The 20,502-nt window shown below is 51.0% G+C and carries 23 protein-coding genes; 8 read left to right on the top strand and 15 right to left on the bottom strand.

Annotated elements, in window-relative coordinates:
- Window positions 1–12: 12 nt before the first annotated feature.
- From ACN9MT_RS02160 to ACN9MT_RS02150, 3 genes are all read right to left on the bottom strand, one after another.
- On the bottom strand, window positions 13–681 hold the full coding sequence (locus ACN9MT_RS02160) for a Crp/Fnr family transcriptional regulator (protein WP_426272702.1): 669 nt from the start codon (window positions 679–681) through the stop codon (window positions 13–15).
- Between the two features lie 15 nt (window positions 682–696).
- Window positions 697–1,125, bottom strand: coding sequence for a DMT family transporter (locus tag ACN9MT_RS02155; RefSeq protein ID WP_035411027.1), 429 nt, complete (start codon window positions 1,123–1,125; stop codon window positions 697–699).
- Between the two features lie 135 nt (window positions 1,126–1,260).
- On the bottom strand, window positions 1,261–2,199 hold the full coding sequence (locus ACN9MT_RS02150) for an NAD(P)H-dependent flavin oxidoreductase (RefSeq protein ID WP_426272701.1): 939 nt from the start codon (window positions 2,197–2,199) through the stop codon (window positions 1,261–1,263).
- A 91-nt stretch (window positions 2,200–2,290) separates the two neighbouring features.
- Between ACN9MT_RS02150 and ACN9MT_RS02145 the strand changes: the two genes are divergently transcribed.
- Window positions 2,291–2,830 carry a gamma carbonic anhydrase family protein gene (locus tag ACN9MT_RS02145; protein WP_308102143.1) on the top strand — a complete coding sequence of 180 codons (540 nt, stop codon included), beginning with the start codon at window positions 2,291–2,293 and terminating at the stop codon, window positions 2,828–2,830.
- 46 nt (window positions 2,831–2,876) lie between these two features.
- Here ACN9MT_RS02145 and paaX read toward each other — a convergent pair whose 3' ends face one another.
- The 12 genes from paaX to ACN9MT_RS02085 form a co-directional block, all read right to left on the bottom strand.
- Window positions 2,877–3,761, bottom strand: coding sequence for a phenylacetic acid degradation operon negative regulatory protein PaaX (gene paaX / locus ACN9MT_RS02140; RefSeq protein WP_426272700.1), 885 nt, complete (start codon window positions 3,759–3,761; stop codon window positions 2,877–2,879).
- Between the two features lie 73 nt (window positions 3,762–3,834).
- Entirely contained in the window at window positions 3,835–4,602 is a 768-nt protein-coding gene (locus tag ACN9MT_RS02135; RefSeq protein WP_329469995.1) for an enoyl-CoA hydratase-related protein, read from the bottom strand.
- Window positions 4,599–5,807, bottom strand: coding sequence for an acetyl-CoA C-acyltransferase (locus ACN9MT_RS02130; protein WP_426272699.1), 1,209 nt, complete (start codon window positions 5,805–5,807; stop codon window positions 4,599–4,601). The genes ACN9MT_RS02135 and ACN9MT_RS02130 overlap by 4 nt, the downstream gene beginning before the upstream one ends.
- Window positions 5,804–6,670, bottom strand: coding sequence for a 3-hydroxyacyl-CoA dehydrogenase (locus ACN9MT_RS02125; RefSeq protein WP_056063783.1), 867 nt, complete (start codon window positions 6,668–6,670; stop codon window positions 5,804–5,806). The genes ACN9MT_RS02130 and ACN9MT_RS02125 overlap by 4 nt, the downstream gene beginning before the upstream one ends.
- A gap of 74 nt (window positions 6,671–6,744) precedes the next feature.
- Window positions 6,745–8,253 carry an aldehyde dehydrogenase family protein gene (locus ACN9MT_RS02120; protein ID WP_058703594.1) on the bottom strand — a complete coding sequence of 503 codons (1,509 nt, stop codon included), beginning with the start codon at window positions 8,251–8,253 and terminating at the stop codon, window positions 6,745–6,747.
- Between the two features lie 5 nt (window positions 8,254–8,258).
- On the bottom strand, window positions 8,259–9,038 hold the full coding sequence (locus ACN9MT_RS02115) for an enoyl-CoA hydratase/isomerase family protein (protein ID WP_056063790.1): 780 nt from the start codon (window positions 9,036–9,038) through the stop codon (window positions 8,259–8,261).
- Window positions 9,016–9,339, bottom strand: a complete 324-nt coding sequence (locus tag ACN9MT_RS02110) for an EthD family reductase (protein ID WP_056063793.1) — start codon at window positions 9,337–9,339, stop codon at window positions 9,016–9,018. Before ACN9MT_RS02110 ends, ACN9MT_RS02115 begins: the two co-directional genes overlap by 23 nt.
- Window positions 9,340–9,354: 15 nt before the next feature.
- Window positions 9,355–9,849: a 1,2-phenylacetyl-CoA epoxidase subunit PaaD gene (paaD, locus tag ACN9MT_RS02105; RefSeq protein WP_056063796.1), complete on the bottom strand. Its 495-nt coding sequence runs from the start codon at window positions 9,847–9,849 to the stop codon at window positions 9,355–9,357.
- 14 nt (window positions 9,850–9,863) lie between these two features.
- Complete coding sequence (paaC, locus tag ACN9MT_RS02100; RefSeq protein ID WP_056063799.1) at window positions 9,864–10,649, bottom strand: 1,2-phenylacetyl-CoA epoxidase subunit PaaC; 786 nt, start codon at window positions 10,647–10,649, stop codon at window positions 9,864–9,866.
- The gene (gene paaB, locus ACN9MT_RS02095) at window positions 10,646–10,990 is read right to left on the bottom strand and encodes a 1,2-phenylacetyl-CoA epoxidase subunit PaaB (protein WP_023466991.1); all 345 of its coding nucleotides are present in this window, start codon (window positions 10,988–10,990) and stop codon (window positions 10,646–10,648) included. The genes paaC and paaB overlap by 4 nt, the downstream gene beginning before the upstream one ends.
- 14 nt (window positions 10,991–11,004) lie before the next feature.
- Window positions 11,005–11,976, bottom strand: coding sequence for a 1,2-phenylacetyl-CoA epoxidase subunit PaaA (paaA, locus tag ACN9MT_RS02090; protein WP_035411059.1), 972 nt, complete (start codon window positions 11,974–11,976; stop codon window positions 11,005–11,007).
- A gap of 18 nt (window positions 11,977–11,994) precedes the next feature.
- Complete coding sequence (locus tag ACN9MT_RS02085; RefSeq protein WP_426272698.1) at window positions 11,995–13,272, bottom strand: phenylacetate--CoA ligase family protein; 1,278 nt, start codon at window positions 13,270–13,272, stop codon at window positions 11,995–11,997.
- A 331-nt stretch (window positions 13,273–13,603) separates the two neighbouring features.
- Between ACN9MT_RS02085 and ACN9MT_RS02080 the strand changes: the two genes are divergently transcribed.
- From ACN9MT_RS02080 to ACN9MT_RS02050, 7 genes are all read left to right on the top strand, one after another.
- Entirely contained in the window at window positions 13,604–14,005 is a 402-nt protein-coding gene (locus tag ACN9MT_RS02080) for a thioesterase family protein (protein ID WP_035411062.1), read from the top strand.
- Between the two features lie 37 nt (window positions 14,006–14,042).
- Window positions 14,043–15,185, top strand: coding sequence for a Glu/Leu/Phe/Val family dehydrogenase (locus ACN9MT_RS02075; RefSeq protein WP_035411065.1), 1,143 nt, complete (start codon window positions 14,043–14,045; stop codon window positions 15,183–15,185).
- Window positions 15,186–15,198: 13 nt separating this feature from the next.
- A complete protein-coding gene (gene pdhA / locus ACN9MT_RS02070; protein ID WP_426272697.1) occupies window positions 15,199–16,248 on the top strand; it encodes a pyruvate dehydrogenase (acetyl-transferring) E1 component subunit alpha in 1,050 nt (349 codons plus the stop codon).
- Window position 16,249: 1 nt separating this feature from the next.
- A complete protein-coding gene (locus tag ACN9MT_RS02065; RefSeq protein WP_056063806.1) occupies window positions 16,250–17,248 on the top strand; it encodes an alpha-ketoacid dehydrogenase subunit beta in 999 nt (332 codons plus the stop codon).
- Between the two features lie 13 nt (window positions 17,249–17,261).
- Entirely contained in the window at window positions 17,262–18,479 is a 1,218-nt protein-coding gene (locus ACN9MT_RS02060) for a dihydrolipoamide acetyltransferase family protein (RefSeq protein ID WP_426272696.1), read from the top strand.
- A 1-nt stretch (window position 18,480) separates the two neighbouring features.
- Window positions 18,481–19,878 carry a dihydrolipoyl dehydrogenase family protein gene (locus ACN9MT_RS02055; protein ID WP_426272695.1) on the top strand — a complete coding sequence of 466 codons (1,398 nt, stop codon included), beginning with the start codon at window positions 18,481–18,483 and terminating at the stop codon, window positions 19,876–19,878.
- A gap of 78 nt (window positions 19,879–19,956) precedes the next feature.
- Window positions 19,957–20,457 carry a methylated-DNA--[protein]-cysteine S-methyltransferase gene (locus ACN9MT_RS02050; protein ID WP_290774447.1) on the top strand — a complete coding sequence of 167 codons (501 nt, stop codon included), beginning with the start codon at window positions 19,957–19,959 and terminating at the stop codon, window positions 20,455–20,457.
- Window positions 20,458–20,502 lie beyond the last annotated feature (45 nt).

The following is a 20,502-nucleotide window of genomic DNA, read 5'->3' as shown; positions in this document are numbered from 1 at the left end:
GTTCGTTCCTCCTTACTCATAGCTGTTACCGTTCGCTTTCTCGCGAATCCGTTCCAAATCGACGATGATGATCTTGCCACGTCGTCGAACAAGGATCTCTTCCTCACACAACTTCGTGATGATCCGGTTAAGGTGACGATAACTCGTTCCAAGCCAGTCAGCGACGTCATGTAGATTCGACGTCCGCATCTCCTGATAAAACAAACTGTCACTAGCTTCGGACGCAATCGATAATAAGTAGCCTGCAAATCGCTCCTCGACCGTATAGAGTACGTGGTGCGACGCTGATTTCGAATCGGCATACCATTTCGCTGTAATTGTTCGTAGTAAAAATTGCAGAAAGACATTCGTCGTATTGTGCTCGCGTAAAATCGCATACGGCACGCTCAACACATCGACATCGGTCACCGCCTCAACTGTATTCAACACTTCTCGTTCATTGATGAACTCGGCGTCACCAATCACTGTCAGTGGTGTTTTGAATCGTAAAATCCGTTGTTTCCCTTCTGACGAAGCAGCAGAAATCTTGACCTTGCCTGCGACGATGAAGTACATCCGGTCGATTGTCGCACCGGTCGTACAGAGGAGTTCTCCTTTTCGGAAGGTTTCTTCACGCAACCAAGCGCGCGTCTCTTCCGTTAAAATCGTATTCAGTCCATATTGTTGGATGACGGTTTCCATGTTCGTTCCCTCCCTTTAGGCAAGTGAGAAAATCGCAACTCCTGCAAGCATGAGACCCACACCAACCCACTGACCACGATTTCCTTGTTTTTTTAAGACACCGAACCATCCTTTTAAATCAATCAGAAAGGCACATAAAATCTGCGCGACGAGTAACAAACACATCGCCCATGTCATGCCGAGTTTTTGGATCGCTGTGAGTTCCGTTACGACGACTAGCACGCCAATCAAACCACCGCTCGCATAAATCCACGGTAACTGACGGAATCCGCCGATTTTCCGATCTCGTACGAAGCTATAAATGACTAAACAACCCATCAGACCAACAAAGTGGACGATCAATACGGATAACCACGGTCCGACGCCTGTCGCAAGGCGCGCATTGAATATACCTTGCAGGGCGATGAACAGACCGCTCATCAAAGCAAACACGACTCCTTGCACGTCATCTCCTCCTTTAATCTCTACACTAGAGTAGACCTTATTCGTGCCTCACTTGAAAAGGACAAATGTCCCATTTTCAAAAAAACATGAAAAACCCGCTTTCCACAAGCGGGTTTACGGGTCATCATTGTATGTTCATGTCGCAAAACGAGCAGTCGTCCGCTTCAGCTGTTCCTCTGCTTCCTCCATCATGCGCGTAAACAACTCAGCAACCGTTGGCACATCACGAATCAAACCGGCAACCAGTCCAGCGTTGACATATCCTTTCTCTTCATCGCCTTCAAGAGCGCCTGTAATATGATACGACTCATTCGTCTGATCGAGAAAAGCAGTAGGTGTCTCGGCTGTGAGGTGTTCGACGTAAGGACCATCAAGGACACGTCGGACAAATCCAACGGAGCGCCCGATGATGCGTGTATCGGTATCTGTCGCATCCGTTAAGCGCGATTTATAAACTGGATGAACCTTCGCATCTTCCGTCGCGATCAACCGTGTTCCGAGCTGGACGCCGGCAGCACCAAGCAACAGGACAGCTGCTAGTCCACGCCCATCGCCAACCCCACCCGCTGCAAGAACCGGAATCTTGACCCGGTCGACAAGCTGCGGAATCAAAGTGAGGGTCGTCAGTTCAAGCGGGGAATTGATACCTGCCGCTTCAACCCCTTCTGCTACGAGTACATCAGCGCCTGCCTGTTCTGCCTTTACTGCCTGTTTGACCGAGGCGACGACCGCAATCGTTTTGATGCCAGCGGCTTGTAGTCGCTCTATGTATGGTGCCGGATTTCCTGCCGACAAAGAGACGACCGGAATCTTTTCTGCAATCGCGAGATTGATCAGTGCTTCCGTATAAGGAGATACACGAATCGCGATGTTCAAGGCAAATGGTTGCTCCGTCAGGGTTCGTGTCTCCTGAATCCGAGACGCTACTTCATCGACCGACAACGTACCGCACCCAAGCGTTCCGAGTCCTCCGGCATTCGACACCGCTGCCGTGAGTGCTGCATGACTAATGTTACCCATCCCTCCTTGGATCAATGGATAACGAATGTTGAATAGCTCACAAATCGGAAACATATCTTTCCTCCGTTCTCGACTCCCACCGCATGATATACTGACAGGGAATGAATAGTAGTTCATCTTATCCTAGAAATGAGGTCGTTCTGTTATGAAGATTCCGTATCAATCGATTCATCCGAACGTAGCATCCGATGTATTCATCGCTCCTGGCGCTTATCTGATTGGAGACGTCACGATCGGTTCCGAGTCTACCATCTGGTTCAACGCTGTATTACGCGGTGACGAAGGACCGATTACAATCGGCAAACGCTGCAGTATCCAAGACAACGCAACGATTCATCTGTACGAAGGCGCACCTGTCGTCATCGAGGATGAAGTGACGGTCGGACATAACGCGATTTTACACGGCTGTAAAATCGGACGTCGTTCGATCGTCGGAATGGGCGCGACCGTTCTTGATCACGCAGATGTTGGTGAAGAATGCATCATCGGGGCGAACACGTTGATTCCATCAGGAAAAGTCTTCCCACCCCGTTCGCTGATCATCGGCTCACCGGGTAAAGTCGTGCGTGAACTGACGGAAGCGGACCTCGCGATGATTCAGGAGTCGATTGATTCCTATGTCGATAAAGGTTACGCTTTCCGAAACATTCTCGCAGGATCAACCGAACAAAACACATCTGAATGACACGAATGCGGGGCGGATCGCGCGATCCGTCCCGCTCTTTTGTATATCATCGTTCCGCAAACAGCGGGTGTTCTGTTGCATCATACGAAGCGCTACGTTGTGACACATCGTGTGTCTCTTCAAAGATTGATTCAAAGAAGCGGCTCGCTGGTTGCGCAAGCAGACGGTAATATTGCTCGAACAACAGTGCCGCATGGTGTCCGCTCCAAGCATCCGGTAATAGTTCTTGCGGGAGTCCCGGATCCGTGAAGAGGAATTTTCGGTACTCATGTACGAGCATCGTCCGTTCGACGAAACACTGCTCATCCGTCATTTCTCCTAGTTGGATCTGACTCTGATGGACGATGTATTGCCGGCTATAATCCGTGATGAACGTTTCGTAACGTTCCTGCAATTCCTCGAGTGGAAAAGCGCGCTCAACAAGGGATTGGTCTTGCTTTGGACCGTGGTATTCACCGACGAAGAAATCGACATACTCTTCGATTTCGTACGCTTCAATCAATCGTTCCGCCTCTTTTTCAAGCGGATTCGGCGAAATCCAGACCCCGTTTGATAAGTTGCCAAACCCACTCCACGTCAGTTCTTTACGGAGCTCATCGCGAATCTGTCGCTTATCCTCAGGAATCGTGTACATTAACGTCCGCCACTTCCCGTCCCAGTCGTGCGGTGTTGATCTGTAGATCCGGCGCGCTGCTTCTTCCATCCGTTCCACCCCACGTGGTGTCAATGAATAGAAGCTTTTATTTCCTTGTCTCTCGGAGACGAGCCAGCCTTGTTTAACCATTCGGGACACAGCAACCCGAACGGCCTGTTCGTTATGTCCGAACTCTTTGACGAGTCGAATTAAACTCCCGACCCAGATTTGATTGCCGTAATGGCGAATGTAATCGCCGTAAATCGTAAAGATCATCGATTGGGTGTTCGCACTCATGGTATTCACTCTCTCTTCAGTCGTTCATAGTGTGTATCGTTAGTATACGGTTTATTTCAAACGTCGACCATCCTCATCTTCCTTCAAAGCGCGGTGGTCGTTTTTCAGCGAAGGCTTGTAGCGCTTCCTGACGATCAGCCGTCGGAATGACGACTTCATAAGCTTCTGTTTCGAGCTGTAGTCCTTCTTCGAGTGAGACATCCCGCCCTTGATCAATCGCTCGCTTCGCTTGGCGCAAGGCGATCGGACCATTCTGTAACATCTGACCGGCAAACTCAAGACAGGTCGTCATCAACGCTTCCCGGGCGACGACGGCTGTCGCGAGTCCGTACCGTTCTGCTGTCATCGCATCGATTTTTTTCGCTGTGAAGATCAATTCCTTTGCCCGCGTCTCCCCAATCAGTCGTGGCAAGCGTTGTGTTCCACCGGCTCCTGGAATGATCCCGAAGCTAGTTTCCGTCAAGCCGACGAGTGCATCCTCGACGAGAAAACGGAAATCACAGGCAAGGATCCACTCGAACCCACCGCCGAGCGCGTGACCGTTGACGGCTGCGATTGTTGGTTGCGGCAATTGTGCGATCGAAGTGAAGACATTCCGGATCGCAAGGACATTGCGCCGGACTTCTTCTTCGTTTAAATGCACGCGTTCTTTTAAATCGGCGCCGGCGCTAAATGCTTTCCCCGTTCCCGTAAACAGGACGACCCGCGCTTCCGGGTCGACCGATAACGCATCGACTTGTTCTTGCAAAGCGACAAGCGTCGGATAATCGAGACAGTTCAAACGTTCTGGACGATCAATCCGAACGATTGCGATATAGCCTTCTCGTTCTAAGTGAATCATACGAGCCCCTCCCGATCGACGACGAGTGCGATACCCTGTCCGACTCCGACACACATCGTCGCGAGACCATACGTCCGGTTCGTCCGGCGCATCTCATGCAATAACGTCGTCAAAATCCGCGCCCCACTTGCACCAAGTGGATGACCGAAGGCAATCGCACCGCCGTTGACGTTGACTTTTTCGCTTGGTAAACCAAGTGCTTCGATACAGGCAAGACTTTGAGCCGCAAACGCTTCGTTCAACTCGATTTGATCGAGCTGTTCGACCGTCAACCCTGCCCGTCGGAGGACTTTTTTCGTCGCGTCGATCGGTCCGATCCCCATGATGGCAGGTTCGACCCCTGCCGTCGCACTCGCCCGGTAATACCCAAGCGGCGTCAAACCGAGTTCGTTTGCTTTTTCTTCACTCATCAATAACAACGCCGACGCACCGTCGTTGACACCAGATGCATTCCCCGCCGTCACGGTACCGTTCGGGAATAACGGACGAAGTGTCGCCAGTTTCTCACGTGTCGTCTCAGGACGAGGATGTTCATCGCGGTCGAAGACGCTGACGTTGCCTTTCCGATCCGTTTGCGTAACCGCAACTAGCTCTTCCGTGAAGCGCTCTGCCTCGATGGCTCGTTTTGCGCGTTGCTGACTCTCAAACGCAAAGTCATCCTGTGCTTCGCGTGAGATGCCGTACTGACGGGCGACGTTCTCAGCTGTCTCCGGCATCGAATCCGTTCCATATTGATCTGCTAAGCGATCATTGACGAACCGCCAGCCAATCGTCGTATCATACATCGTCTGATTGCCACGCGGGTTGGCTTGATCCGGCTTCGCGAGGACGAACGGTGCACGTGTCATGCTTTCCGTTCCTCCAGCGATATAGATGTCCCCTTCACCTAGGGCAATTCCGCGAGCGGCTGCGATGACAGCATCGAGTCCTGATCCACATAAGCGATTGATCGTCGTACCAGCGACTTCGACCGGTAGACCAGCCAGCAGTCCGGACATCCGGGCGACGTTCCGGTTATCTTCCCCCGCCTGATTCGCATTGCCGAAAATGACTTCCTCGATCGTCTTTGGATCGACTTGTGGATTGCGCTTCAGCAACGCTTCGATGACACGTGCCCCTAAATCATCCGGGCGAACTTGACGCAACGCGCCGTTATAGCGACCGATTGGTGTCCGAACGGCATCGATGATGGCAACACGTTTCATGACGTCACCTCACGATTCGTGTAGTCGTAAACCCCACGACCTGTTTTACGACCGAGTCGACCGGCTTTGACATACTGTTCAAGCAGTGGTGCCGGACGGTATTTTTCACCGAGTTTCTCATGGAGATACTTTAAGTTGTGGAGTCGAGTATCGAGTCCGACCAAGTCACCCAGTTCGAAGGGTCCCATCGGGTAGTTTAAGCCGAGTTTGATCGCTTTATCGATCTCTTCTGGTGTCCCGAGTCCTTCTTGTAACATGTAGAACGCTTCGTTTCCGACGAGCGCACTGATCCGTGAAGTCACAAAACCGGGAAACTCACGGATGACGACCGTTTCCTTTTGCATTTGACGCGCCACTTGCTCTAAGGCAGCAACCGTCTCATCCGACGTCTCAAGACCACGAACGAGCTCGATCAGTGGCATCAAATGAACCGGATTGAAGAAATGCATCGCCATGACCCGGTCCGCCCGGTTCGTAAAAGAGGCAATTTCCGTCGGACTCATCGTCGACGTGTTCGTCGCAAAGTAACAGTCCGGACGTGCATTCGCTTCTAACGTTTCAAAGACTTGCTGTTTGATGCTGAGTTGTTCCGGTACCGCCTCAATGACGAGATCCGCTTGTTGTGCAGCTGTTGCTAAATCCGTCGACAAACTTAATCGATCGAACAGTCCCTCGACTTCACTCGCGGACATTTTCCCCCGCGCGATGCCTTTCTCCGCGATGCGTTCGAGTTCTTGATAGGCACTTTCGACATACGCTTCTTTAATATCAACGAGTGTCACCTGAAATCCACGGTGTGCGGCAACGTACGCAATGCCACGTCCCATGACGCCGGATCCGACGACAACGATTTGTTCTACCATCTGATTTCCCCCTTATCCCCTGTGCTGTTAAAAAAGGCTGGACTTCCCGACGGAACTCCAGCCTTCCCTCTTGCTTATAGTCCGAACGGATTGAGTGGACGACTGCCGTAATACGACAAGATACTCTTCGTTTCTGTGTACAGATCAAGTGTTTCGATACAGAGTTCACGACCGAATCCTGATTGTTTATACCCACCAAACGGTGTACCTGGGAAAGCAGAAAACGGACAGTTGACCATGACGATACCGGCTTTGATTTGGTTGGCAACGCGCGTCGCTTTTGCACCGTCTTTTGTCCAAACCGCTGATCCGAGTCCAAACGATGTGTCGTTCGCTAAACGAATCGCTTCTTTTTCATCTTTGAACGGCATGACGACGACGACCGGTCCGAAGATTTCTTCATTGACCGCTTTCATCTCGTGCGTGACGTCCGTGATGATCGTTGGTGCGTACCAGAAGCCTTTTTCGTATCCTTCTGGTGCTGTCGCATGACCACCTGTGACGATTGTCGCTCCGTCTGCTTTCGCTGACTGGACGTATCCATCGATGACATCGACTTGTTGTTGGTCGATGATCGCTCCGACGTGTGTCCCTTTATCAAATGGATTGCCGAGAACGAGTTGTTTTGTCTTCGCGACGAATTGCTCCATGAACGCGTCGTAAATCTCTTCGTGAACATACAAACGCGAGCGTGCTTCACACGATTGACCGCTGTTATAGAAGATTCCGAACAACGAACCATCAACAGCTGCTGTCACGTCTGCATCTTCAAAAACGATGTTCGGCGATTTCCCACCGAGTTCGAGCGTGACTCGTTTTAACGTCTCGGACGCACGTCCCATAATGTCTTTACCGACTGGTGTCGAGCCCGTGAAGGCGACTTTATCGACGTGAGGATGCTCGACGAGATGGTTACCGATCTCGCGTCCAGATCCCGGAATGACGTTGACGACACCCGCTGGTACACCAGCTTCTAGACAAATCTCACCAAGAATGATCGCTGTCAACGGAGTCAACGTCGCTGGTTTGACGACGACCGAACAACCGACTGCGATTGCTGGTGCGACTTTCCAAGCTGCCATCATCAACGGATAGTTCCACGGGATGATTTGCGCACAAACACCGACCGCTTCTTTTTCTGTGTAGTTATGGAATTGTCCCGGCACGTTATTGACGACACCGCGGTGACCGACGATCGCACCTGCGTAGAACTCAAAGTCTTCAATCGCTTGCGTGACTTGTCCTTGCGCCGCTGCTAGTGATTTCCCTGTATCGAGAATCTCAAGTTCGACGATTTCGTTGAAGCGGGAACGCATGATGCTCGCAATCTTATTTAAGATTTGCGCGCGGCGTCCGACTGGCCACATCTTCCACTTCCCGTGATCAAACGCATCCCGTGCGGCTTGAACGGCACGATCAGCGTCTTCCTTCGACGCTTTTGCAACTTCTGCAATCACTTCACCTGTTGCCGGATTATATGTTTTAAATGTCTCGCCTGTTGCACCTTCGACTTGTTCGCCGTTAATGAGCAAATGATAGACGGACCGTTTCATTTCAAGTGTTTTTTCATGTACTGTCGACATTGTATTCACTCCTGTTCCTGTTGATTGAAAATCGGTGGGCGTTTTTCGAGAAAAGCTTGCATACCTTCTGTTTGATCGGCTGTTGCGAACAACAGATAGAAGTTCCGGCGTTCGTGCTCCATGCCATCTTGTAACGACAAATCGACGGCTTTGTTTGCTGCGTCCTTGATCAGTCGTAACGCCATGCTCGGCTGGTTCGATAACCGCTCTGCCATCGCAAGCACCGTCGCTTCAACGTCCATCGTCACTCGATTGATGATGCCAAGTCGTTCTGCTTCGTCTGCCTGCATCCGGTCACCCGTGAAGAGCCATTCGAGCGCCCGCGTCCGACCGATGCATTTCGTCAAACGTTGCGTCCCGCCTGCTCCCGGCATGACGCCGAGTCCGACTTCTGGAAAACCGAACTGTGTCGCAGGATCGGCGTAGATTAAATCACAAGCAAGTGCGAGTTCGAAACCGCCGCCAAGGACGAAACCATGGACACCTGCAATGATCGGCTTTTTGATTCGGCTGATCCGGTCCCAGTCCGCGAACGGATCGAGGAGTTCCATCGAGATCGGTGTCGCTTCGAGCATCTCCTCGATATCAGCACCTGCTGAAAACGACTTTCCGTTTCCCGTCAAGACGATGACCGTCACCTGATCGTCACGATCAAATATCTCCATCGCCTCGACGATTTCGCGGACCATCGTCCGGTTCAGCGCATTGTATCGTGCCGTCCGGTCGAGGCGAATTCGACCGATCCGACCAACCATTTCCGTCTTAACGTACTGTTGTGTCGGCATGGACATCTTCACCAATCATCAATGTGACGAGATCCCCCGCAAAGCTCATCAAGTCTTTCCCTGACGCTTTTCCTTCAATAGAACGCATGCCAGCTTGCATCGCTTCCTGACTTTCATAGACCATCTCGCACATTAAGTAGTACTTTCCGTCTCCACCCATTGGTGAACCAACGATTTTTGTGACGTTCATTTCTTTTAGTCCTGGAATTTTTGCTGTTAGCGGACCATGGACTTCAAAGTAATGCTGATCGAATGCTTCCTTGTTTTCCGGGTGTTTGTACAATGCGATTAATTTTGCCATATTGATTACCTTCCTTCACATGAGAGTAGAGACGGGTTTCATCGCCTCGAATGGATTTTTACACGATTTACAGTAGAGAATACTTCGACATGCCGTCGGTCCGAATAAGTTTTCCATCGTCACATACGTTGATCCACAATACGGACAGTCAATCTCCCACTTTCCTTGTTCGAATCGAGGGGGTGCGATGCCGAATGCTTTTAATCCTTGCATCCCTTGTTCTGTGATTCGGTCCGATGTCCACGGTGGATCAAACCGGAACTGGACATCGACCTGTTCGACGTTCGGAATCACCTGCAAGGCAGCTTCGGTATTTTTTTTAATGATTTCAAGCGCCGGACAACCGAGAAACGTCGGGAGAAGCGTGACGTGCACCGTGTAGCCATGCGCCGTCGCTTCCGCGTCCATCGTCTCGACCATGCCAAGATCTAAAATACTGACGCTATCGATTTCTGGATCCTTCACCCCGTTCAGGGCTTCACGGATCGCATGTTGAAGTGTCGTCGTCATGCTTCCCTCTCCTTTCACCACGTCGCCGTTTGGTCAATCAGATAGACTTCTCCGAGTGTCGCGAGTGCATCATTCAAGTCTTCCGTGTGATCGCCGTCCCGCCCGTTGCGTGTCATCTGCATTTCTGGGAGGGTCACGTTCAATTCGACGAGTAACGGTGTGATCGTCTGATACCAACGATCAAGTAAAATCCCTTGCCCTTCAATCAACCGCATCTCTTCGATCAGTTGACCGTGTTCGCCATAATCGAACATGTCGCCGAAGTCGTAGAGGACTTTTTCTAGGGCTGCATCCATCTTCTGGCGAGCTGTCTCCGTCGATTGGTAGAGCTGGGTGAACCACGTTTGCCAGTGCAGCAAATGATAGTACAACTCCATATTGATCTTGACGGCAGCAGCAGCAAGGGGCTCGTAACTGCTCGATTTCAACGCATCAATCCGGATCTTTTTCGCGACCGTGTAGCAATAGTTCCGGACGACAGCGAATGCCCAGTCATATTCGGGTTTTTCCATATAGTAGCCGGGTCCATTGACACGTTCGACAAGAATCGAGTTCTTCCGTTCATGTGCCAAGCGGACGTGGGCTAACGCATCGGCATTCCCTTCACCAAGTTCCTCAAGGAGTTGGTAATACATCGCCGCGTGCCCCATCGAATCTTGCGCGATTGAGGATGAAGCGACGTCCTCTTCGATATGCGGTGCAAGTCCGAGCCATTCCGAACCACGATACGCGTAGAGGAAATCATCATCTGCGAGTTGATAAAGTAAGGAGGCGAGTGCCGTCCGTTCTTGTTCCGTCATTTGGAATCGCCTCCTTGCCACGACATGATTTCTTTTTCATCGAGCATCTGTTGCTCGTAATGCCGCCATTTTTTCTTCAAGTAGCCATATCCTTTAGTCGTCCGGTAGTCCTTATTATCAAGGCGTTGGAGCATCTGCTTTTCATCGGGTGACAAACCACGGATATCTTCACGTTTGACGACCCAGATATCGACGACTGGTTCCCGGCGCATGAAGTTTTCTTGTGCCATCAGTAACGCCATCTCTTTATTTGGAGCAAGTAAACTGAATTGATGCGTGAACGCCGCGTTCGGCGTCCGTTTGCTAAAGACTTCGAATTCGTGATAGAACGTCTCGTTCATCGTACCTTCCCCTCTCATGCCTTCGTTTCAGCGAGTGCATCCCGTACCCAAGCATTATTCTCATAAGATGTCCGGCGCAGATCTAGTCGCTCTTTCGAACGCGGTCCTCCACCTTGGATGATCGTCTTGAATTTCGTCCAGTCCGGCTGTGCGTATTCCCATTGCCCTGTCTCTTCATCAAAACGTAACGTCGGGTCTGGAATGACGAGTCCGAGCGAACGAATCCGCGGCACGTACTTTGTAAAGAAGTTTTGCCGGAGCTCTTCATTCGTTTTCGTCCGAATCTTATAAGCGATCGTCACGTCCTGTTTCGATGTCCCGGTCGTCTCTTTCGAGGCTGGTCCAAAGAACATCAACAAGGATTCCCACCACTCATCCAGTGATTCTTGAATCATTGCCCGCTGTTCCGGTGTTCCTTCTGCGAGTGCCATGATGATTGACTCCCCATGTTGTGCGTGGAAGACTTCCTCTGCACAGATCCGTTGCAAGGCACGCGCGTACGGTCCGTACGAAGCGCCGAGCATGTTCGTCTGCGTGATAATTGCCGCCCCATCGACAAGCCAACCAATCATTCCGGCATCGGCCCATGACCGTGTCGGCATGTGGAAGACGTTGTGAAATTTCAATCGTCCCGTAAATAAATCATCCATCAAATCCCCACGTGTCTTGCCATACGGCTTCATCAAATCCTCAACGACACGAAGCAACAATTGCCCGTGTCCCATCTCATCCTGGACCTTCGCCATGATGCCAAGTTTTCGTCGAAGCGATGGTGCTTTTGGAACCCATTCTTTTTCCGGAAGTGCACCCATGATTTCACTGATACCGTGCATCGAAATCAGTTTAATCAGTGTGTCTCGGTAAAAAGCAGGCATCCAGTCATCAGCTTCGATCTTTTCACCTTGCTCGATTCGTTCCTTGAAGCGTGCTAATTTTTCGTCTTCCGTCAGTTGGACGGGTTCGAACAGTTGTGTTGCATCATACATGCTAGTTCCTCCTTTGAATCAGACGAGTGATGTCGAGCGTCGATCAACGACCCGGACGGCTTTACCTTCCGATCGTGGTAACCCTTGATGCGGGTGACAGACGAGATCAATGGAAATGAGACATTCCGACTTGATGGCGTCACATATCGAACGCATTTGTCGTTCTGAGATATTTTCGAATTCGATATGTAGCTCAACGGCATCGAGTCCGGCTTTACGTACGAGTTGGATTTGATAATGTGGCGTCACGTCCGGTTGTTGGAGCAAGACCCGCTCGATTTCTGACGGAAAGACGTTGACCCCTCGGATAATCAGCATGTCGTCCGTCCGCCCTTTGACACGTGACATTCGTGTCGTCGTCCGACCACAAGCACACACTTTACGCGTGATCGAAGCTAAGTCGCCTGTCCGGTATCGAATGATTGGAAGCGCTTTCTTTTTCAAGCTTGTAAAAACGAGTTCCCCGACCATGCCATCTGGTAACGGTTCCCCCGTAACGGGATCGACGACTTCCGTAATGAATAAGTCATCCATGATATGCAGACCTGCTTGCTCTTGACACTCCATCGCGACACCCGGTCCCATGATTTCGCTGAGTCCATAGATATCGAGTGCCTGCAGATCAAAGGTCTGTTCGAGTGTCTGCCGCATCTCCTCAGACCAGGGCTCGGCCCCAAAGATGCCATAACGCATACCTGTTTTCCGTGGATCGATACCACGTTCAATCATGCGTTCTGCCAAGCGTAAAATATACGAAGGCGTACCACAGATTCCGTCCGGTCGGAAATCCTCGATCAATGTGATTTGGCGATCCGTGTTGCCACCGGAAATCGGTAAGATCGTCATGCCTAGTTTTTCTGCTCCTGCATGAAGCCCGAGACCACCTGTGAACAATCCGTAACCATACGCATTGTGCAGCAAATCAGCTGGTGATCCACCGGCTAAGACTAAACTGCGTGCCACGGCACCGGCCCAGTCATCTAAATCTTCTTGCGTATATCCGACGACGGTCGGTTTACCGCTCGTTCCAGACGAGGCATGAATCCGGGTGACCTGTTCTCGTTCGACGGCAAATAGTCCGAACGGATAATGATCGCGTAAATCTTGTTTACGTGTGAAGGGAAACTTTCGTAGATCCTCGATCGTTTGAAAATCGTTCGCCGTCATCTGTAAGGTCTGCAGACGTTCTTGATAGAACGGGACGCGCGTGATGTGTTCCATCGTTTGACGTAATCGCTCCATCTGTAGCTGCTCCCGCGTTTCAGCATCCATCGTTTCGTGATGTTGATCGTACATATCTGCACCTCCTCATCATGTATACAATAATAAAACGGTCGTTTTTTTTTAGTTATATGTTTAACGTACGATACGTTCACAATGTTGTCAATCTTGTTTTGTTAAATGCTCCCAAACGATTCTCACTTTATCACTTCAACGCACCTTATCGATAAAATAATCAACATTAAACAAGAGATTTCATGATATATAGTCTTTTTTTGGAAAATATTTTTGAAATGATTTGCTCATTTTGTAACGGGTTGATAAAATATCGTGTGACAAGTGTTATACTATTTTTGGTAAGACCACTTGGTTGAATAAAGATGCTGTGTTGTGAAAGGGGATCACGATGAAACTAGGGTTAGCTGTCGGGGATACAGCAGAGATTCAAGCGGTCGTCTCGGAAGATATGTTTGCACGATTCGAAGGTCAGCTCGTTCATCCAGCATACTCCACCGTTTCGATGGTTTATCACATGGAATGGGCAGCACGTCAACTGATCTTGCCTTACCTAGAAGCTGGTGAAGAAGGTGTTGGGGGTGCAGTTTCACTGAAGCATCTTGGTATGGCAGCGGAAGGAGCACGATTGATCATAACCGCGACAGTAACGTCGATGACCTCACGTCGCGTTGACGCGAGCATTGAAGTCCGAGACGGACAAACGATCATCGGTACAGGGGAAGTCACACAATTCATTTTAGAAAAAAGCCGGATTCAAGAAAAATTACAAAATAATGTTCCGACAAAATGAAAGCGCTTACTTATATTTGATAGAGGAGGACTCTACTATGAACATGTTAAACCCATCTACGAATCCAACGCTCTCGATCATGGAAAAAATCGCTGGTCACGAACAAGTCGTCTTTTGCAACGACCCTGTCTCGGGGTTACAAGCCATCATCGCCATTCATGATACGACGCTCGGTCCTGCTCTCGGTGGATGCCGCATGGCGCCTTATGCTTCTGTTGATGAAGCACTTGACGATGTGCTGCGTTTGTCGCGCGGTATGACGTATAAATGCGCTGCCGCTGATGTTGATTTTGGTGGTGGTAAAGCCGTCATCATCGGTAATCCAGCGACGGATAAATCACCAGAGCTTTTCCGTGCCTTCGGTCGCTTCGTCGATTCGCTCGGTGGTCGGTTCTACACGGGAACGGACATGGGCACGACGATGGATGATTTCGTTCATGCTAGCCGAGAAACATCACGGATCGTCGGCATTCCGGAAGCATTTGGTGGTAGTGGTGATTCATCGATTCCAACGGCTGAAGGTGTCGTCTATGGATTACGGGCGACGATCGAGACGTTATTCGGTTCAGATGAATTAAGTCGGGCAACCTACGCGATCCAAGGACTCGGAAAAGTCGGCTTTAAGGTCGCCGAACAACTGTTGCTCGCCGGGGCGACGATTTATGTCTCTGACGTCAATGAAGCGGCACTAGCAGCAATCGTAACCCAAGCTGAAATGGCGCCTGGCACGGTTCGCGTCGTCTCGCCTCATGAAATTCATCTGACGGATGCTGATATTTTTGTCCCGTGTGCATACGGTGGTGTCATTCACGCTCAAAACATCGCGCTCTTACCGTGCAAAGCCATCTGTGGTTCGGCGAACAACCAACTCGCGGAAGAACAACTTGCGCACGTCTTGATGGATCGTGGCATCTTATATGCCCCAGACTATATCGTCAATGGTGGTGGGCTGATCCAAGTGGCAGACGAACTGTATGGAGCAAATCACGAACGGGTTCTCCTAAAAACGCGTCACATCTATGACGCAGTTCTCGAAGTCTTCAAAGAGTCGCAAGCAGAAAACATCACGACGGTCGAAGCGGCGAACCGGATGTGTGAAAAACGGATGCAGATTCGGGCGAAACACAACAACATCTTCACGAACACGACAAAACCAAAATGGGATATCCGTAACCACTGAAGGAGGGACTGACATGGAGCAACATTTTCCGATTCAACGCATTATCGATGAAGAAGGTCGTATCATCGACGCCTCAAAAGAACACGATCTGACAAAAGAGCTTGCCCTCACCCTATATGAACAGATGCACCGGATCCGGGCGTTCGACCGGAAGGCGATCAACTTACAACGCCAAGGGCGCCTCGGCACTTATGCACCGTTCGAAGGACAAGAGGCAGCGCAAGTCGGTAGTGCACTCGCGTTGTCCGATCAAGACTGGTTGTTCCCGACGTACCGGGATCACGGCGCAACGTTGACGTTCGGTGCCGACATGGTGCGGACACTCCTCTACTGGAACGGTCGTGTTGAAGGCTGCGTCCCGTCTGAGAAACACATCTTTCCTCCTGCTGTGCCGATTGCAACGCAAATTCCGCATGCCGTCGGTGCCGCATGGGCGGAAAAACGAAAAGGCACGACGAATGTCGCGGTCGCCTACTTTGGTGACGGAGCGACGTCTGAAGGGGATTTCCATGAAGGAATGAACTTTGCAAGCGTCTTCCAAGCACCAGTCATCCTGTTTAACCAAAACAATCAGTTCGCGATCTCTGTTCCGATCGAAAAACAGATGCATTCTGAGACGATTGCGCAAAAAGCGATTGCCTACGGGATGCCGAGTGTTCGGATTGATGGAAACGATGCCTTTGCCGTCTATTTTACGATGCAAGCAGCCGTTGAACGTGCCCGCTCTGGTGGTGGACCAACATTGATCGAAGCTGTCACGTGGCGGTTTGGTGCCCATACGACAGCAGATGATCCAACAAAATACCGGGATCAAGCACGCTCGCGCGACCGAGTTGATCCGCTCGATCGACTCGAACACTTCTTAAAACACCAAGGCTATTTTGACGAAACATGGATGCAACAGCTGCAGGAACGGCATCAAACAGAAGTCGAAGCGGCAGTAGCTGCGATGGAGCAATTCAAGGCGCCAGACATCAATGACTTGTTCGATTATACGTACGCGACTTTACCGGTTGATGTCCAGCAACAAAAAGAAGCGTATTTGCTAGCAAGGGGGAAATGAGATGGCAACACCAATCAATCGTCAAACAGAGATGACACTCGTTCAAGCTGTCACGGATGCCCTGCGGACAAAATTGTCGGAGGATGAGACGACACTCGTTCTTGGAGAAGATGTCGGAAAAAACGGTGGCGTCTTCCGAGCGACGGACGGCTTACAAGAAGAGTTCGGTGAAGACCGGATCGTTGATACACCGCTCAGTGAAGCCGGCATCGTCGGTACATCGATCGGTCTTGCCATCAATGGCTTTAAACCGATCGTCGAGATTCAATTTCTCGGCTTCATCTACCCTGCCTATGAACAAATCATGACCCATGTCTCTCGTATCCGGATGCGAACGATGGGACGCTATAGTGTGCCGATGGTCATTCGTGCGCCTTATGGTGCCGGCATCCGGGCACCGGAAATCCATTCCGATAGTACGGAGGCGCTCTTTACATCAATGCCCGGTCTCAAGGTCGTCTGTCCCGCGACACCGTACGACGCAAAAGGGTTATTGATTGCTGCGATTGAAGATCCAGATCCCGTGTTGTTCCTCGAGTCGATGCGTAGTTACCGTTCATTCAAGGAAGTCGTACCGAGCGAGTCCTATACCGTCGAGATCGGAAAAGCGCGCTGCGTCAGTGAAGGGACGGACGTGACGTTGATCGCTTGGGGGGCAATGGTCCAAGTGGCTCACAAGGCAGCGATGGCTGCACAGGAACGCGGTATTTCTTGCGAAGTCCTCGACTTACGGACGCTCTATCCGCTTGACCGGGACACAATCGCTGCTTCCGTTCAAAAGACCGGTCGTGCCGTCATCGTGCATGAAGCCGCAGCGATGGGTGGTCTCGGGAATGATCTCGTCACGTTGATCAACGATACGGCGTTTCTTTATTTACGGGCACCAATTGCCCGTGTGACAGGTTTTGATGTTCCGGTTCCACTGTTCGCCCTCGAAGACCATTACATTCCGACGCCGGAACGAGTCCTTGCGACGATTCAGCGTACGGTCGAGTTTTAAGGAGCTGAGTCCCATGATCGAAGTCAAGTTACATGATGTCGGGGAAGGTATGACGGAAGGTGAAATCGCGCATTATCTCGTTCAAGTCGGAGACCACGTCACGACCGATCAACCGGTCGTTGAGGTTGCGACCGATAAGATGGTCGCTGAACTACCGGCTCCTGTCTCCGGAATCGTCAAGAAAATCATCATTCCGGTCGGTCAGACGGTGCAAGTCGGTACGACGTTGTTGCACATCGAAGCAAGTAACGCTTCTGAAGTGCCGGTCGCGGTAAAACCTGAAGTGTCGCGCGTATCTGAACCAGCGCCTGTCGCTGTCGCGGCCCCACCTGCTCAAGCATCTCCATCAAAACGTGTCCTAGCGACACCGTATACGCGAAAACTTGCTCGTGACCACGGGATTGATATCGAAGCTGTGACGGCTTCGGATCCATCAGGTCGAGTTTCAGAGGACGATGTGCTTCGCTTCGTCCAGGCTACTACTGCTCCACAAGAGACAGCTACACCGATTATTGAAGAGGTCACATACCAAGAAACATCACCGGAAACGATTCCGTTCCGCGGCATTCGTAAGCAAATCGCGAAAAAGATGACTCAGTCGCTGTACACGATTCCGCACGTCACCCACTTTGAGGAAGTTGACATGACGCGCTTGCTCGCACTACGCGCAGAATGGAAAACCGCTGGACGAAATATCAACATCAATGCTTTCTTCATCAAAGCCTTGATCGTTGCCTTAAAAGACTATCCTGTCTTCCATGCCAAACTCGATGAAGCGAATGAATGTATTCGATTAGAGCAGGATTTCCACTTTGGCATGGCAACCGAGGCACCAGACGGGTTAATGGTGCCAGTCATCCGTCATGCCGATCGGCTCTCACTGACGGAATTGCATGATCAACTGATCTCGTTGCAACAACGTGCTCAAAACGGTGCCTTACGTGCAGCGGACTTAAAGCCAAGTACCTTTACGATGAGCAATGTTGGTCCACTGGGCAGTACGGGGGCTACACCAATCATCAACTATCCGGAAACGGCATTGATTGCCTTCCACAAGACGAAAAAACGAGCCTGTGTCGATGAAGACGATCAAATCGTCGTCCGCTCGATGATGAATTTGTCGATGTCGTTCGATCATCGCGTCGCAGACGGGGCAACGGCCGTTGCCTTTACAAATCGATTCGTTTCACTGATTGAACATCCGACTACCCTACTTTTGGAGTTGATCTAACATGGTTGTTGGCGAACTTACACAAGAACGGGATCTCCTGATCATCGGTGGGGGTCCCGCAGGTTACACGGCAGCGATCCGTGCTGCGCAAGGCGGTCGTAAGGTGACACTGATTGAACAAGCTGAACTCGGTGGACTTTGTTTGAACCGAGGCTGTATCCCGTCCAAGGTTTATGCGCATGCGGCAGAAGAAATGTTACGCTTGCCTCATCTTGAAGACCTTGGATTCACCACCCCTACTGTCCATGACTTCAGTAAACTGAATGCTTACCGCAATCGTGTCGTGCAGCAATTACGTCAAGGTGTCGTCGCCCTCTGTCAGGCGAATCAAATCGAGCATATTTCTGGTGCAGCTTCCTTCCTGTCAGAGGACCGGATCGGTGTTGAGTCGGGACATCAGTTCGATACGTATCGATTCCAAGATGTCATCATCGCGACCGGTAGTCACAGCATCCAGCACGAGGAATCGTGCCGACTGAATGCCGAACAGCTTTATCAACTCGAGCAGTTACCAACCAGCTTATTGATCATTGGCTCCGACACATTAGCACTTGAAGCCGCAGCCTGTTTCCATGCTCTCGGTACAGAGGTGACGTTGTTTGCCGATCAATTGTCGCTTGAACCAAGCGTTGAAAAGGAACTGAAGCGGACATTCAAAAAACAAAAAATCCGTCTCGTGTCGGATGTCGTGACACAGATCGATGCTTCAGTAGACGCGACCGTCACGGTCATGAAAAACGGTGAAGAAGTCACCTATCATGGCGCCTATCTGTTCCAATCCCTCGCCCGGATTCCGAACAGTTTGACGCTCGGTCTCGAACGGATCGGCGTGACACTTGCAGAAGACGGGACGATCCCCGTCGACGCATACGGACAAACCAATCAACCGCATATTTACGCGATCGGTGATGTGACCCCGGGTCCACAGTTCGCCACTCGTGCGATTCACGAAGCGAAGCGGACCGCAGCTCACCTGTCCGGTCAAGACGTCGATCCGACGACACCGTATTATCCGACCGTTCTGCGAACGTTTCCTCCGATTGCTTCGGTCGGGATGACGGAACAGGAAGCCCGTGAAGTCGGACATACTGTTCAGAGTGGACAGTTCCCACTAAATGCAAACGGAGCGACGACGATTGAAGGGGGCAGTGGGTTCGTCAAGGTCATCACTGACGAACAGACATCACTGATCCTTGGTATTCATATGATCGGTGACGATGCTCATCGTCTCGTCGGTCAATTCACCCAAGCACTGGAACTGACAGCGAAACGAGAAGATCTCCTCTTCCCTGTCATGGCACATCCGAGTAGGGTCGAAGCCTTGACGGAATCGATGGAATCCTTATTTGGTCAATCGATCCATCTTCCACCACGTCAACAGGTCGGTTCGCGCGCGTAATCAAAAGAGGTGCCTCTGCGCAAAAAGCACCTCTTTGGGATGCGTCACTTCATTTCGTGTAGAAAGGAAAATATGGTCATGGAACTGTACTTCACTCGCATGCAATGGAACACCCATACGTTTCCGGTCGCCGCTACAGCGGATGGTCTCTGTTATGTCGGTGCTTGGGATGAACCGGAGGATTTATTCGATGACTGGTCGCGGAAACACTTGCCTCGGGCGGAACGAATTGCTTCTGATACCGCGCTTGCTCCATATACGGAGCAACTGCTGGCCTACTTGAATCAGCAGTCGACGACACTGTCCTTTCCGATCGCACCAGTCGGTACCCCGTTTCAACTTGAAGTCTGGCATGCTCTACGTGCGGTACCGTACGGTCAAACCGCCACCTACTCCGATATCGCGGAACGTCTTTTCCGACCGAACGCGACTCGCGCGATTGGCACGGCAATCGGTAAAAATCGATTACTGCTTGCGATTCCGTGTCACCGGATTATCGGCAAAAAAGGTGATTTGCTCGGCTATCATGGTGGACTGAATATGAAGCGGACGCTACTCGCGCTCGAGCAACGTCTGTGAATTGAGACTTTTCCTTCCCTGTTCTACCACAAATAAGCCCCGCTT

Origin of the sequence: Exiguobacterium sp. R-17 (genome assembly GCF_049913315.1) — a bacterium.
In the GTDB taxonomy this organism is placed as follows: Bacteria; Bacillota; Bacilli; order Exiguobacteriales; family Exiguobacteriaceae; genus Exiguobacterium_A.
Note: the sequence above shows the minus strand (reverse complement) of the source record. Positions and strands in the feature narration are given on the sequence as shown.

Excerpts from the sequence above, each read along its gene's own strand:
- paaB (WP_023466991.1), bottom strand. The coding sequence starts at position 10,990 with ATGAACGAGACGTTCTATCACGAATTCGAAGTCTTTAGCAAACGGACG.
- ACN9MT_RS02145 (WP_308102143.1), top strand. The coding sequence starts at position 2,291 with ATGAAGATTCCGTATCAATCGATTCATCCGAACGTAGCATCCGATGTA.
- ACN9MT_RS02060 (WP_426272696.1), top strand. The coding sequence starts at position 17,262 with ATGATCGAAGTCAAGTTACATGATGTCGGGGAAGGTATGACGGAAGGT.
- paaX (WP_426272700.1), bottom strand. The coding sequence starts at position 3,761 with ATGAGTGCGAACACCCAATCGATGATCTTTACGATTTACGGCGATTAC.
- ACN9MT_RS02135 (WP_329469995.1), bottom strand. The coding sequence starts at position 4,602 with ATGATTCACTTAGAACGAGAAGGCTATATCGCAATCGTTCGGATTGAT.
- ACN9MT_RS02125 (WP_056063783.1), bottom strand. The coding sequence starts at position 6,670 with ATGGTAGAACAAATCGTTGTCGTCGGATCCGGCGTCATGGGACGTGGC.
- pdhA (WP_426272697.1), top strand. The coding sequence starts at position 15,199 with ATGGAGCAACATTTTCCGATTCAACGCATTATCGATGAAGAAGGTCGT.
- ACN9MT_RS02055 (WP_426272695.1), top strand. The coding sequence starts at position 18,481 with ATGGTTGTTGGCGAACTTACACAAGAACGGGATCTCCTGATCATCGGT.
- paaC (WP_056063799.1), bottom strand. The coding sequence starts at position 10,649 with ATGACGGAACAAGAACGGACGGCACTCGCCTCCTTACTTTATCAACTC.
- ACN9MT_RS02150 (WP_426272701.1), bottom strand. The coding sequence starts at position 2,199 with ATGTTTCCGATTTGTGAGCTATTCAACATTCGTTATCCATTGATCCAA.
- ACN9MT_RS02160 (WP_426272702.1), bottom strand. The coding sequence starts at position 681 with ATGGAAACCGTCATCCAACAATATGGACTGAATACGATTTTAACGGAA.
- ACN9MT_RS02085 (WP_426272698.1), bottom strand. The coding sequence starts at position 13,272 with ATGTACGATCAACATCACGAAACGATGGATGCTGAAACGCGGGAGCAG.
- ACN9MT_RS02050 (WP_290774447.1), top strand. The coding sequence starts at position 19,957 with ATGGAACTGTACTTCACTCGCATGCAATGGAACACCCATACGTTTCCG.
- paaA (WP_035411059.1), bottom strand. The coding sequence starts at position 11,976 with ATGTATGATGCAACACAACTGTTCGAACCCGTCCAACTGACGGAAGAC.
- paaD (WP_056063796.1), bottom strand. The coding sequence starts at position 9,849 with ATGACGACGACACTTCAACATGCGATCCGTGAAGCCCTGAACGGGGTG.
- ACN9MT_RS02110 (WP_056063793.1), bottom strand. The coding sequence starts at position 9,339 with ATGGCAAAATTAATCGCATTGTACAAACACCCGGAAAACAAGGAAGCA.
- ACN9MT_RS02130 (WP_426272699.1), bottom strand. The coding sequence starts at position 5,807 with ATGAAACGTGTTGCCATCATCGATGCCGTTCGGACACCAATCGGTCGC.
- ACN9MT_RS02075 (WP_035411065.1), top strand. The coding sequence starts at position 14,043 with ATGAACATGTTAAACCCATCTACGAATCCAACGCTCTCGATCATGGAA.
- ACN9MT_RS02120 (WP_058703594.1), bottom strand. The coding sequence starts at position 8,253 with ATGTCGACAGTACATGAAAAAACACTTGAAATGAAACGGTCCGTCTAT.
- ACN9MT_RS02080 (WP_035411062.1), top strand. The coding sequence starts at position 13,604 with ATGAAACTAGGGTTAGCTGTCGGGGATACAGCAGAGATTCAAGCGGTC.
- ACN9MT_RS02065 (WP_056063806.1), top strand. The coding sequence starts at position 16,250 with ATGGCAACACCAATCAATCGTCAAACAGAGATGACACTCGTTCAAGCT.
- ACN9MT_RS02115 (WP_056063790.1), bottom strand. The coding sequence starts at position 9,038 with ATGCCGACACAACAGTACGTTAAGACGGAAATGGTTGGTCGGATCGGT.